This window comes from Bradyrhizobium sp., from assembly GCF_004799445.1.
Lineage (GTDB): Bacteria > Pseudomonadota > Alphaproteobacteria > Rhizobiales > Xanthobacteraceae > Bradyrhizobium.
Genome location: NZ_SSNA01000143.1, coordinates 1 through 12,437, shown reverse-complemented (window position 1 = coordinate 12,437; position 12,437 = coordinate 1). Strand labels below are relative to the sequence as shown.

The window sequence follows — 12,437 nt, the reverse complement described above, 5'->3', positions numbered from 1 at the left end:
CGCCTACTTTCGTTCGGCTTCAGCCTCTTGCTCCAGCCGCAAAATATGTGCGCGTAGCGCATCGAACCGCTCTTCGGTGACATCGCTGAACAGCGGATCCTTATGACCGGTTACGGCCGAAGCGATCTCCGTCCAATCTTGAGGCTTAAGCGCCTTAACCGCAGCAGGAAAGAACTCTCGATCTTCCATCATCATGTGCTGCCGCTCATGCGCGATGAAATCGCGAATAATAGTATCGACATTTTGCCGAAGAACTTCACCATCCGCGAGCACGTACCCGACCACCTGAACGACGCGGCGCAAGCGCTCAGCCCCTTTGTGGTGTTCGTGAGCGAGATCACCGACCTTCGCAGCCGCAACCGGATCGCGCTCTCTTAGCTTGGCAAAGACCAGATCTTCCTGGGGATGGTGATACACTTCCGGGTAGACTTCGAAATAGCTGATAACCGCGCGAATAACCTCGTAGTCGGGGCGGTCTCCCCGGTCGAAAACCGCAAGTTCCCGCTCGAGGATGGCAAGCAGCCTCTCAATATTGCGGTGCTCTTGGCTTAAGCGCTCAATGATCAAGGCCGCGCTCCACACAGGGAATTCAAATAGATTATCCCTGACGCGGTATCAGGTTTTTGCGGCAGATCAAATCGGGGTCGGAATAAGGTACGGGGACTTCACTTTTTTCGGACCTGCCGATACTGATCATTGATCCGCATCAAAGTGCGGCATGATTTTTGTGATCCGCTTTTAAAGAAAAGACCTTGAGCTGGTTGAAAGAGGTCTCTTATGTCCATCGATAGCCGGACCGACGATCTCGCTTCTGTCGTTCGATATGCGCTGACGACGGCGCGCGCGATAGCGATTTGCCCGTTCCATGACAATGTAACAATCCGTGTCGGTGATGACGCTGCGGAAACCCATGCCTATGTTCGTGCCACTAAAGTCATTAAAAGCGATGGCACAGCATGGGAGCATAAAGCTCTGCACAGAGAAATTAACCGCCAGCTCGACGAAGCCGCAGACGGGGTCTGCCCTGACTGCGCAGCGCTCCAGCATTGAGTAGACCGCTGCTTGACCCCGAACGGCCGATTAGAGAAGCGGACATTCGCCGACCGCTCTGAATTTGCCGGTTCACGCCCTAAACGACGGCGTTTCGCGCGATCGTCTCGCGATAGAATGATGCGCTCAGCTTGGGGGTGCGCCGCTGCGTCTTGAAATCGACCCGATAGAGCCCGAAGCGTTTTTCAAAGCCGTCCGACCATTCAAAATTATCCATCAGGCTCCACAGGAAGTAGCCAAGCACGGGCACACCCTCGGATGTCGCGCGCTGCAGTTGCGTTAAATAATTGCGCAGATACATGATGCGATCGACATCATCGACATGGCCGTCCGCGGCAGGCTGGTCCGTCGCCGACGTACCGTTCTCGGTGATGTAAATCGACTTCACGTCCCAAAGCTTCGCCACATGGCGCGGCGCCCAATACATCGCCTCGGGACCGATTTTGAGCCAGCTCGATTCCATATGTGGAAACGATGCGGGAAACGGCGTCAGGGCAAAGCCGTGCGCGTCATCGGCCGCAACCACGTAATGATGCGGCATGTAGACATTGAGCCCGACGAAATCGATCGGGGACGAAATGACGGCCAGGTCTTCGGCCGTGTATTTCGGGGCATCCTTGCCGGCATAGGCCAGAAAGGCATCGGTGTATTTTCCTTCCAGCATCACGGTCAGGTAGCCGGCGTTGAGTTCGCGCGTGGCGATTTCTGCCGCACGTATGTTCGCTGGCGTTTCAATTGCGGGTACACAGATGACGATGTTCTCGGCCGGACCGACTTTGGTTCCCGCGCGGCCGTGCGCCCGGATCGCCTGCACCGCGAGACCGTGCCCCAACGCGACGTGGTGACGAACCTGGTTCAGCGCTGGTTGCGCCAACGTCAGGCCCGGGGCGTCGACCTCGGCGCCGTAGCCGAGATCAACCAGCCTCGAGCACTCGTTGATGGTGAAGAAATGTTTCACCCGATCGCTCAGGCGCGCTGCGACATAACCGGCATACTCCCCAAAGGCCGTTGCGGTGTCGCGAGACATCCATCCGCCGACGCGGTCCTGAAGCGTCTGGGGCAAATCCCAGTGATACATCGTTGCAAACGGCTCGATGCCATTCGCCAGCAGTTCATCGAGAAGCCGATTGTAGAAATCGAGGCCCTTCGGGTTTGGCGTCCCTGTGCCTTCCGGGAAAACACGAGGCCACGCAATCGAAAAGCGATAGGCCTTCGCCCCCAGCGCCTTCATCAATTGCACGTCGTCCTTGTATAGATGATAACTGTCATTCGCGACGTCCGCATTGCTGCGATCCGCGATTTTGCCGGGGATGTGGGCGTAACGATCCCAGATCGATGGACCTCGTCCGTCTTCGTTGACGGCCCCTTCGATCTGGTAGGCTGAGGCTGCCGTCCCCCACAGAAAGCCGCTCGGGAAGCCGGCAGCGAGGCTCCGATCCGGCAGCTTGTTTTCCTTGCTCGCGCCGGTCTGACTGGATTCGGCCGGTTTCGTCGATATTCCCAAAGCCGACCATCCTGCAATGCTGGCAAAATGGCGCCGAGAAAGTCTGTTGAACAACATCACTTTACTTGTTGGGACCAAGACAAATTTGCTATCAAAACACAGCCAAACCTGTCGCACTCAGCCGTGCCCCACGCATTCCGAGGTGACTGCGCGGACCGCTTGACCATAATCGACAAGCTATCCGGAGGACAGAACCAATTGCCTTTCGCGCGCCGCTGGCGCTTCTCCTGACATCCTTGAGCGTCATTGCCGCGGTCTGGTGGTGGTTAGCCACGCCGGTGATGCTGGCCCATGCGCCGATCGATCCCGCGGCGAAACTGGATTGCGTGTCCTATGCGCCATTCCGGAACGACCAGACTCCGCTGAACCCGGACCTGATCGTCAGGCCGGAACAGATCCAGGAAGACCTCATCGAGATTGCCAAGATTTCCCAATGTGTCCGCACCTATTCGGTCGACAACGGATTGGACAAGGTGCCCGAACTCGCGTCCCGGGTTGGACTGAAAGTCCTTCTCGGCGTCTGGATCGGAAACGGCCGCCTGAAGAACGCAACGCTGATCGACACCGCGGTATCGCTGGCCAGGGATTATCCTGGCGTGATCAGGGCGATCATCGTTGGCAATGAGGTGCTGTTGCATGGCGACATGACCCCGTCCGACCTTGGCGAACTCATCCGCTCGGTCAAGGCACGCGTGAGTGTTCCGGTGACCTACGCCGATGTTTGGGAATACTGGCTGCGCTACCGGGAAGTCGCTGACGATGTCGATTTCGTCACGATTCATGTCCTGCCCTATTGGGAAAACTTTCCGGTCCGCGCCGAAGCCGCGGCGGCGCATGTGGCTGCCATCGAGAAGCGGGTAGCCCTCGCCTTTCCCGGCAAGGAAATCCTGATCGGCGAGACCGGCTGGCCAAGCATGGGGCGGATGCGTGAAGGAGCACTTCCGTCGCGCACCGACCAGGCCCGCGTTATCTCGGAGATTCTGGGTATCGCGAAGCGTGAGAACTTTCACGTCAACTTGATCGAGGCCTACGACGCGCCGTGGAAGCGTCAATGGGAAGGAACCGTGGGCGGCAATTGGGGTTTGTTCGACGGGGACAACCGCAAGCTGAAATACCCGCCGGGTGTCGCCATCAGCAACTATCCGTTCTGGAAGCTGCAGATGGGCAGCGGCATGGCCTTGGCGATCTCGGTGTTCGCCGCCGCCGGGTTGACGTTGCGGCGCCGGCCCTGGACGCCCCGGCTGACCTCCTGGATTGCGGTCGGGATGTCCGCGACCACGGCCGGAGTCCTGCTGGGGATGGCCGCCGAAAAGGTATATTATGAAAGCTTCGGTGTCAGTGGCTGGCTCGGATGGGGTTCGCTGCTGGCGGCCGGGACCGCATCACCCGTGCTGTGCGCCACCGCCTTGATGTCGGGGCGGAGCCTGCCGACATTTCTGGAATTGATCGGACCGCGCGAAGGCAGAACCAACTCGGTCGCAACGCTGCTGCTGGGGCTGGCCTTGACCGTGACCACGCTGATGGCAGCGGAAACCGCGCTGGGCTTCCTGTTCGATCCGCGTTGGCGCGATTTCCCGTTCGCCGGCCTCAGCATGGCCGCGGTGCCGTTTTTGACACTGACGCTGCTCAACCGTCCAAAATCAGGCACGCGGCCGGTCGCCGAGACCATATTCGTGGCCCTGTTTGCCGCGACCGCGCTTTATGCCACCTTCAACGAAGGCCCCGACAACTGGCAGGCGCTGTGGACCGCCGCCGCGTATCTTTTGCTCGGCGCCACGCTGTGGCAGGCGCGCTGCATTGCCGTTGCCGGAATTACAACGATCGTTCCAGCCGACATTTCCGAAGTCGGCCTATCCAGGGAAAGCGGCCGCATTCAATCCGATCGCTCTCGCGTGAGGTCCAGAGCTGATGCCGCCGGCTAGGACAGGCAAAGCGGCCGAACTACCGTAGCGGTTCGGATTGAACGGATCGCAGCTTCCGAGCAAGCCGTTCCGGGAGCCTGAACGCCGAGTCGAACCCCAAGTCGCGTTTGGCCTTCGCGCTCGATACAACCCCGTCATCCTCGGCGATGTTGTAGACCGCGGCACCGTTGCTCACCGACAGCAGCGCAGCCTGCGCGGCGGCATCGGCATGGACCGACGGGGGGCTTCGGCGCAACCTCGTACCAGGTCCCCGGCCCGTAAAAATAACCATAGCGCAGCACGACGCCCACGATGCCGGAGGCCTGCAGAACCTCACGCTCGAGCGCCACAATACCTTGCACGGTCAGCTGGCGGACACCCTCGGCTGCGACGTCGAGCTGATCGTCTTCAACACGCGCACCGTCGCCGGGCGCATAGACAAACGCGATGCTCTGGGCAACGACACGACGTATGCCGGCCATTCTCGCGGCCTGCATCAGGTTTCGCGTGCCCTCGGTACGCAGCCGGCGGTTGGCCACCTGTGCTGCCGGGTACCCGGGCGTACCCGGCGCGGCAGGCAGGTCGGTAAGCTGGTGGACAATGACATCGGGCTGCGCCGTCGCGACCGCGTGTGCCAGCGCATCGGGATCAAATACGTCGACCACGAGGGGCGTGACGTCGAACGAACGGAGCATCGGAGCCTTTGCCAGTGTACGTGTAGTGCCGACAACCTGGTGGTTCGCATCGCGCAACAGGGCCGCGAGCCGCAGCCCAATGACACCGGTCGCGCCTGCGAGGAAGATTCTCATGTTCCGATTTGACCGGTTCGCTACTCGGCGTTCTTCAGCCGCTGCAGCGCTTCCAGGATCTTCGCCTTTCGCGCCACCGCCGCCTCGCGCTTTTCCTTTTCCTCTTCGACGATCTCGTCCGGCGCGTTGGCGACAAACTTCTCGTTGGAAAGCTTGGCGTCGACGCGCTTGATGTCGGCGTCGGCCTTGGCCAGTTCCTTGTCGAGCCGGGCTTTCTCCGCCGAGAAATCGATCACCCCCTTGAGCGGCAAGGCCGCGATCTCGCCGCGCACCAGCAGCTGCAACGAGCCCTCCGGCGCGCGGTCGGCGAAGGAGATGTCGGCGAGCCGGGCCATCCGCCTGATCACATCGTTCCAGCGCGGCGCGCGTTCCCGGGCCTCGGCCGAGGCGCCTGCCAGCACAAGCGGCGTCAGCGTCGCCGGCGGAATGTTCATTTCGGCGCGTACCGAGCGTATCGCGGTGACGAGATCGACCACCCAGCCGATTTCGGCCTCGGCGGCTTCATCGGTGAATTCGGCCGCCTCGAAGGCAAGCCAGATCGGCGGCAGCAACGGATCGGGGCTGTTGGTCGACATCAGGGCCAGTTGCTCCGGCGTCAACGCGCTGGCCTTGCGCGACCACGGCGCCAGCGCCAACAGGCCGTCGCGCCTGGCCGTCACCGTCCACAGCTCTTCGGTGATGAAGGGCATGAACGGGTGCAGCAATTTGAGAATCTCGTCTCGCGCCCACGCCACCATCGCGCGAGTCTCGGACCTGGCGTCACCCTCCTCGCCCGTCAGCACGGGTTTTGCCAATTCGAGGTACCAGTCGCAATAGACGTTCCACACAAAGCGATACATCGCATTCGCGGCATCGTTGAAGCGATACTCTTCGAGCGCCTCGGTGACCTCGCGGGTGGCGCGCGCGGTCTCGTGCGCGATCCAGCGGTTCAGCGTCTGCCTGGCCTTGGTCGGATCGAATCCCGTTGAAACCCCGCAGGCGTTCATCTCGGCAAAGCGGCAGGCGTTCCAAAGCTTGGTCGCGAAGTTACGGTTGGTCTCGACGAGTTGCGGCGAGAGCTTGATATCGTGGCTGTGCGCAGCCCCGCGTGCCAGTGCGAAGCGAAGTGCGTCGGCGCCAAAGTCGTCGATGACGCCGAGGGGATCGATGACGTTGCCTTTCGACTTCGACATCTTCGCGCCCTTCTCGTCGCGAACCAGCCGGTGGATATAAACCGTCGAAAACGGCGCCTGCTTCATGAAATGCAGGCCCATCATCATCATGCGGGCAACCCAGAAGAAGATGATGTCCCAACCGGTCACCAGCACATTGGTGGGATAATAGCGCTCAACCTCCGGCGTCTCGTCGGGCCAGCCCAGCGTCGAGAACGGCCACAGCGCCGAGGAAAACCAGGTGTCGAGCACGTCCTCGTCGCGGGTGATGAAGCCGGCGCGCTTGTTGCGATCGAGCGCCATCTCGCGCCCCTGCTCCGGCGTGATGACTTCCTGTTCGACGTAATAGCCGAGCGCGTTGCCGATGGCTTCCTCTTCGGTCTCGGCGACGAACACCTTGCCATCCGGTCCGTACCATGCCGGAATCTGGTGACCCCACCAGAGCTGGCGGGAGATGCACCATGGCTGGATGTTCTCCATCCATTCGAAATAGGTCTTTTCCCAGTTCTTCGGCACAAAGGTCGTTGCGCCCGAGCGCACCGCGGCAACGGCGGGCTGCGCCAGCGTCTTGGCGTCGACATACCACTGGTCGGTCAGATAGGGCTCGATCACGGCACCGGACCGATCGCCATGCGGCACCATGTGCGTATTCGGCTCTATCCGCTCCAGCAAACCAAAATCCTCAAGACGCGTCACGATCTGCTTGCGCGCGGCAAAACGGTCGGCCCCATGCAGTTCCTCGGCAAGCTGCATGGCGCCTTCCGGCAATCCGCGCAGGTAATCTTCGTTGCCCACGAGCGCGAGCGCGGCTTCCTGATTGAACACGCTGATCTGCGGCAGATTGTGCCGCCGGCCGACTTCGAAGTCGTTGAAATCGTGCGCCGGCGTCACCTTGACCGCGCCCGAGCCCTTTTCCGGATCGGAATATTGGTCGGCGATGATCGGAATCCTGCGTCCAACCAGCGGCAGGATCACATGCTTGCCGACCAGATGGGCGTAGCGTTCGTCATCGGGATTCACCGCGACCGCGCTGTCACCGAGCATCGTCTCCGGTCGCGTGGTGGCGACCACGATGAAGGTCGCGGGATCGTCGGGATTGAAGGTTTTGCCTTCCAACGGGTAGCGCAGGTACCAGAGGCTTCCCCTGAGCTCGATCTGCTGCACCTCGAGATCGGAAATCGCCGTCAACAGCTTCGGATCCCAATTCACCAGCCGCTTGTCTTTGTAGATCAGCCCCTGGCGATGCAGCTCGACGAATACCTTCACCACGGCCCGCGACAGGCCCTCATCCATGGTGAAGCGCTCGCGCGACCAGTCGCAGGAGGCGCCAAGCCGCTTCAGCTGGTTGATGATGACGCCGCCGCTTTCGGCCTTCCATTGCCAGACGCGTTCAAGGAACCTGGCGCGCCCCAGCTCGCGCCGGCCGGGCTGCTGCCGCTCCAGCAATTGCCGCTCGACCACCATCTGGGTCGCGATCCCCGCGTGATCGGTGCCGGGCTGCCACAGCACGTCGCGCCCGCGCATCCGCTCGAAGCGGCAGAGGATGTCCTGCAAGGTGTTGTTGAGGGCGTGCCCCATGTGCAGCGAGCCCGTCACGTTGGGCGGCGGGATCACGATCGTGAACGGCTTCGCATCGCGCCGCTCCGGGCGCCCGGCGCTGAACGCCCGGCTGTCCTCCCAGATCAGGGACATGCGGGCTTCGATATCGGCGGGCTGGTAGTTTTTCTCGATCATGGCGATGCAATCGGGGATGTTGGGAGGTTGCAGTCTATTCAACCGGAGTTGAATCAGACTCCAGCGCTATCCTTTTGTTCGAGCGGGATCTTTCGGAAAACCGGTTTCGACTTTTCCGGATCGCGCTCTAGAAAGCCGCCGGCGCACGCCGAGTCAACATGGCACGTCGGGCCGAAAGCCGAGATAAACCCCGGTGGGTGGCTGAATCTGGGCGGCCGGCGTCCCCCAGGACCAGCGCATCAGCGGCCGCGCGATACCCGCTCGATCTCCGCCTTGACGATGCGCTCCACCAGACCCGGCAAATTATCGTCAAGCCAGGATTTCAGCATCGGCCGCAACATCTCCTTGACAAGATCTTCCAGCGTCCGGGCGTTGTTGCTGAGCACCGTATGGGCGAGGCTATTGAAGGCGGATTCCACCGCCGAAACGGTCGAGCGTGACAGAATTTGCTGAGGCGCCGCCGGGCTTTCGGTAAATGGCGATTCGAACGCGGACCGCCGAGGCGCCGCGGCGGCTTCGGTAAACTCGATATCATCGGCCGGGTCGACCTTCTTGAACGCGGGCTGCGGCGGATCCGGCAGCGCCATCTCGTCGGTCAGCTCCAGCACGTCGGCGTCAGGCACAGGCGGCCGGATCTCCTCCGGGGTGGTCGCCTCGTCGAGGCCGTTCAGCAGCGCATCGATGTCGTCCTGGCTGTTGGAAACCGCTGGCGCTGGCGCAGGTGCCGGCGGGGGTGGCGCGGGGGCGGCTGGCGCTGCCACCTTCGCCGCGGCCGCTTGCGCCGCGGGAATGGCCGACGGAGGAATGTCGCTCATCACGGGCGCCTTCGCTGGCGCCGCCGCAGCACCAGGTTTTTCCGCCTTGGCAGGAGCCGCGGGGCTGGCGGGTTTCTCGGCGGTCGCCGGCTTCGCTTCGTCGTCGGCAATGATTCGCCGGATCGACGCCAGGATTTCCTCCATCGAGGGCTCTTGGACCTTCGCAGGCTGCGTCATCTCCGATTCCACCTCATCAACGCCCTCGTACGCGTTTTACACCAATCAACGCAGGATTTGCCGGTTCCGGATATGCGGGCTCGGATTTTCGTCGCATCAGCCCGACTTGTCCCCAGATCAAACGCCGCCTGACTCGTCGCGCGCATTCTGTCCCTGCCGGGCACCGAAGCGCCGCGGCCCCGAGGGTTCCGAACGCGGTGCGAATCGCTCTCCTGCCTGCAGGAACGGTACGTCAGGGCAACTCATGATTGCAAGCAACGCCACGGCGCATGATTCGCCGCAGCCTGCCCTCCGGCTTCAACCGAAAGCGGGGGCGGTGCAGCGACAGTGGTCTACGCCAATTATGATGGGACGACGTCGACCGTCATTTCACAAACGCGACGACGGCCGCCATCAGCGGCCGTCGGGAGTGCGAACACCGAACCAGCTGTCGCGCACCTGATGGTAATGCACGCTCGGGTCATACACGTTGGTCGCAAGATTGAGCACCTGCGGCGACAGCCGTCCCACCGAGTTCAAGACCGAGTAGGAAGCCACCACGCGATCGTGCTGCGCCGTGACCAGCGCGACACGGGCATTGACCAGCGCCTGCTGGGCGTTCAGCACGTCGAGCGTGGTTCGCTGCCCGGCCTTGGCCTCTTCGCGCACGCCGTTGAGCGCGATTTCCGACGCGGTCACCTGCGACTGCGCCGACGCCACCTGGGCCTTGCCCGCCACCAATTGCCCCCAGGCCGTGACGGTATTGGCGCGAGTCTGGTCGCGGGTCTGTTCGAGGACGAGACGCTGTTGCGCCAGCGTTTCCTTGGACTGGCGGATCAGCGAATATTCGGCGCCACCCTGGAAAATCGGGACCGCAAGCTGTGCGACCGCCGAGGCACTAAATGTCCGAGGCGACGTGACATTCTGCTGGTAGGCCTGCTGGACGGTGGCCTGCATCGTCACCGTCGGCAACAGCGCGCCTTCGTTCACCTTGACCTGGAGATAGTTGACGTCGATGCCGTACATCGCCGCCGTTACATTCGGATTTTCGATCAGGCTGAGCTCGACCGCGCCCGGCAGCGTTGCCGGCAAAAAGCGATCGACGGGCGAACCCGGCGCAAGGGCTTCCGGCTCGTTGCCGATGATTCGCCGGAAATTCGCTTTGGTCGTGGTCAAGGTTGCTTCGGCGGCGAGCAGCTGCGTCTTGCCGGCGGCGAGTTGCGCCTCCGACTGGGCGACGTCCGTGCGCGTCACTTCGCCGACATTGAAGCGGTCGCGGGTCTGCTTGAGCGTTTGGTCGAGAACGCGCACGTTGCTGCGCTGAACCTCGACGATGGCGGCATCCCGCAGATAGTCCATGTAGATGCTGGCGGCGGCGAGCAGGATGGTCTGTTCGAGGACGCGCAGACCTTCCCGCGCACCCGAGACCTGGCTCTCCGCGGCGCGCGTCTTGTTGCCGGTTTGATTGCCGTTGTAAAGCGTCTGCGTGATTGTACCGCCGACGCTGGTTGGCGGTGTTGCTCCGGCAAAATCAACCGGCGTTCCGAAATTCGAAAGCGCATCTCCGTATTGATACCCCGCGCTCGCCGTGAGCGCGACCTTCGGGCGGTAACCCGACAACGCCTGAGGCACGTTCTCGTCGGTTGCCCTGACGGTGGCGCGCTGGGCATTGAGTTGCGGGTTGTTTTGATAGGCGCGCACCAGCGCAGCCTCGATCGTGTCGGCCAAGGCTGGCGCCGGGCCCACAAACGATAACAGAAGCACCGCAGCCGCAGCCCCGGTAACGAGCTTCACCCCATTCATCCCCGATGTTCCATTCAAGCCTTGGCCGGTTCGCGCCCCTTTGAACCAGGTTGTCACGTCATTCCAAACAGATACCCATCCCACCTTATTCCGCGCGCAAGAGCTAAGGAACCCCCCGAGAGCCGGAGCAGTGGGAAACTCCCGACATGGGGCGTCCGGGCCACACTTTTGGTTTCGAACGCGATTACCAAGCCGGCGACTAGAAAACGAACGCCGGAGGCCGCTCAAGCCCAGGCAAAACCGGGATTGCGGCATCGAAAAGGGCCCGGTTCCCGAAATCGCCATGCGATCGCGTCACGATCGTGGCCCGCTGCGGCTGGGTCATGGCAAAGACCCCGACCAGGCGACCGCCTTCCCTGAGCTGCCGGTAGAGCCCGTCGGGCACAATCTCGGTCGCTCCATTGAGGATAATCACATCATAGGGCGCATTTGCCGAATCACCTGCGGCGACCGCGGCGGCCTTGACCGTGACATTCTCAATCCCGAGTTCGCCCAACACCCCCCTCGCCTTCGCCACCAGCGACGGATCGCACTCCGTAGCCGTCACCTGTCGAGCCAATTTTGCAACCAGTGCCGCCAAATAACCGGATGCGCAACCGACGACCAATACGTTGTCGGTGTCCTTGATGTCCGCGGCTTGCACCATCTTCGCTATCACCACAGGCTTGATCAGGAACCGCTTGGCCGGCCCGCCTTCGCTGACATCGAGGTCGAGGTCGAGATAGGCCAGCGCACGCTGATTCTGCGGAACAAAAGCTTCGCGAGGCACGGTGAGCATCGCATCGATAATCCCGGCATCAGTAACGTCGCTGGGACGCACCTGACCATCGACCATTTTCTGGCGCGCGGTTGAAAAACCGGACATAGGAGAACCTCAGAAGAGTGCGGGCGTGGCCGCGGAAGGTAACGAGAACCGCGTCATCATTGATACAAGCCCTGTCAAAAGGCAACTCGGCTACGGGCAGAGGCCAGGGCCTTCGATCCGCCGTGTCGCCGTCCAAATCTGCCACGATTCGCTGCGTCGGCCGTCTTCTGTCTCCCGACCGATGATGCGCCACAGAGGCCTATTTCGTCCTTTGCAAGGCTCGGAGGCTTTGTTATACGCTGCGGCGTGCGAACCCTCGGTTTCGCCTATTCCTCGGTAGCTCAGCGGTAGAGCATTCGACTGTTAATCGAATGGTCGCTGGTTCGAATCCAGCCCGGGGAGCCAATCAAATCAGCCACTTCTCGCAAATCCGCCAATTCCCGAAAAACCCGCGTGTCTGCACTGTGTCTGCAAATGCGTTGCCGGCCTCCCCGCAGCGTGGAACTGAGCCGTCAATGACCGTATATAGAGTGCGCGCAGACACGAGGCATTGTCATGTCAGACGAGTTCGATTCGGATTTTGCCGGTGCCGACGATGCCAAGGCTAAGCTTCGCGCTGCGATGGCGTTTCTGCTCAAGGGCACTACCAACACCGCTCGCCACGTCGCTGCGCTGGAGATTATGGAAATCCTGCGCCAGGTCGCGAACG

9 protein-coding genes and 1 tRNA gene are annotated in these 12,437 nt (G+C 61.8%); 3 read left to right on the top strand and 7 right to left on the bottom strand.

The window, feature by feature from the left end:
* Window positions 1-3: 3 nt before the first annotated feature.
* Window positions 4-567, bottom strand: coding sequence for a hemerythrin domain-containing protein (locus E8A46_RS19830; RefSeq protein ID WP_291564809.1), 564 nt, complete (start codon window positions 565-567; stop codon window positions 4-6).
* A gap of 210 nt (window positions 568-777) precedes the next feature.
* On the opposite strand from E8A46_RS19830, the gene E8A46_RS19825 reads away from it, so the two are divergent.
* The gene (locus E8A46_RS19825; protein ID WP_291564807.1) at window positions 778-1,050 is read left to right on the top strand and encodes a hypothetical protein; all 273 of its coding nucleotides are present in this window, start codon (window positions 778-780) and stop codon (window positions 1,048-1,050) included.
* Between the two features lie 79 nt (window positions 1,051-1,129).
* On the opposite strand, the gene E8A46_RS19820 is transcribed toward E8A46_RS19825, so the two are convergent.
* Window positions 1,130-2,608 carry a GH1 family beta-glucosidase gene (locus E8A46_RS19820; protein ID WP_291564811.1) on the bottom strand — a complete coding sequence of 493 codons (1,479 nt, stop codon included), beginning with the start codon at window positions 2,606-2,608 and terminating at the stop codon, window positions 1,130-1,132.
* Window positions 2,609-2,790: 182 nt separating this feature from the next.
* Here E8A46_RS19820 and E8A46_RS19815 point away from each other — a divergent pair, with 182 nt between their 5' ends.
* Window positions 2,791-4,476, top strand: coding sequence for a beta-(1-6) glucans synthase (locus E8A46_RS19815; protein ID WP_291564805.1), 1,686 nt, complete (start codon window positions 2,791-2,793; stop codon window positions 4,474-4,476).
* Between the two features lie 134 nt (window positions 4,477-4,610).
* On the opposite strand, the gene E8A46_RS19810 is transcribed toward E8A46_RS19815, so the two are convergent.
* The 5 genes from E8A46_RS19810 to E8A46_RS19790 form a co-directional block, all read right to left on the bottom strand.
* Window positions 4,611-5,264: an NAD(P)-dependent oxidoreductase gene (locus tag E8A46_RS19810; protein WP_291564803.1), complete on the bottom strand. Its 654-nt coding sequence runs from the start codon at window positions 5,262-5,264 to the stop codon at window positions 4,611-4,613.
* Between the two features lie 20 nt (window positions 5,265-5,284).
* Window positions 5,285-8,149, bottom strand: coding sequence for a valine--tRNA ligase (locus E8A46_RS19805; RefSeq protein ID WP_291564801.1), 2,865 nt, complete (start codon window positions 8,147-8,149; stop codon window positions 5,285-5,287).
* 239 nt (window positions 8,150-8,388) lie between these two features.
* Window positions 8,389-9,141, bottom strand: a complete 753-nt coding sequence (locus tag E8A46_RS19800; RefSeq protein WP_291564798.1) for a DUF2497 domain-containing protein — start codon at window positions 9,139-9,141, stop codon at window positions 8,389-8,391.
* Between the two features lie 393 nt (window positions 9,142-9,534).
* A complete protein-coding gene (locus tag E8A46_RS19795; RefSeq protein ID WP_291564796.1) occupies window positions 9,535-10,923 on the bottom strand; it encodes a TolC family outer membrane protein in 1,389 nt (462 codons plus the stop codon).
* Between the two features lie 199 nt (window positions 10,924-11,122).
* On the bottom strand, window positions 11,123-11,788 hold the full coding sequence (locus E8A46_RS19790) for a protein-L-isoaspartate O-methyltransferase (RefSeq protein ID WP_291564793.1): 666 nt from the start codon (window positions 11,786-11,788) through the stop codon (window positions 11,123-11,125).
* A 270-nt stretch (window positions 11,789-12,058) separates the two neighbouring features.
* Between E8A46_RS19790 and E8A46_RS19785 the strand changes: the two genes are divergently transcribed.
* A tRNA-Asn gene (locus E8A46_RS19785) sits at window positions 12,059-12,133 on the top strand.
* Window positions 12,134-12,437: the final 304 nt, after the last annotated feature.

Excerpts from the sequence above, each read along its gene's own strand:
- E8A46_RS19825 (WP_291564807.1), top strand. The coding sequence starts at position 778 with ATGTCCATCGATAGCCGGACCGACGATCTCGCTTCTGTCGTTCGATAT.
- E8A46_RS19810 (WP_291564803.1), bottom strand. The coding sequence starts at position 5,264 with ATGAGAATCTTCCTCGCAGGCGCGACCGGTGTCATTGGGCTGCGGCTC.
- E8A46_RS19805 (WP_291564801.1), bottom strand. The coding sequence starts at position 8,149 with ATGATCGAGAAAAACTACCAGCCCGCCGATATCGAAGCCCGCATGTCC.
- E8A46_RS19800 (WP_291564798.1), bottom strand. The coding sequence starts at position 9,141 with ATGACGCAGCCTGCGAAGGTCCAAGAGCCCTCGATGGAGGAAATCCTG.
- E8A46_RS19795 (WP_291564796.1), bottom strand. The coding sequence starts at position 10,923 with ATGAATGGGGTGAAGCTCGTTACCGGGGCTGCGGCTGCGGTGCTTCTG.
- E8A46_RS19790 (WP_291564793.1), bottom strand. The coding sequence starts at position 11,788 with ATGTCCGGTTTTTCAACCGCGCGCCAGAAAATGGTCGATGGTCAGGTG.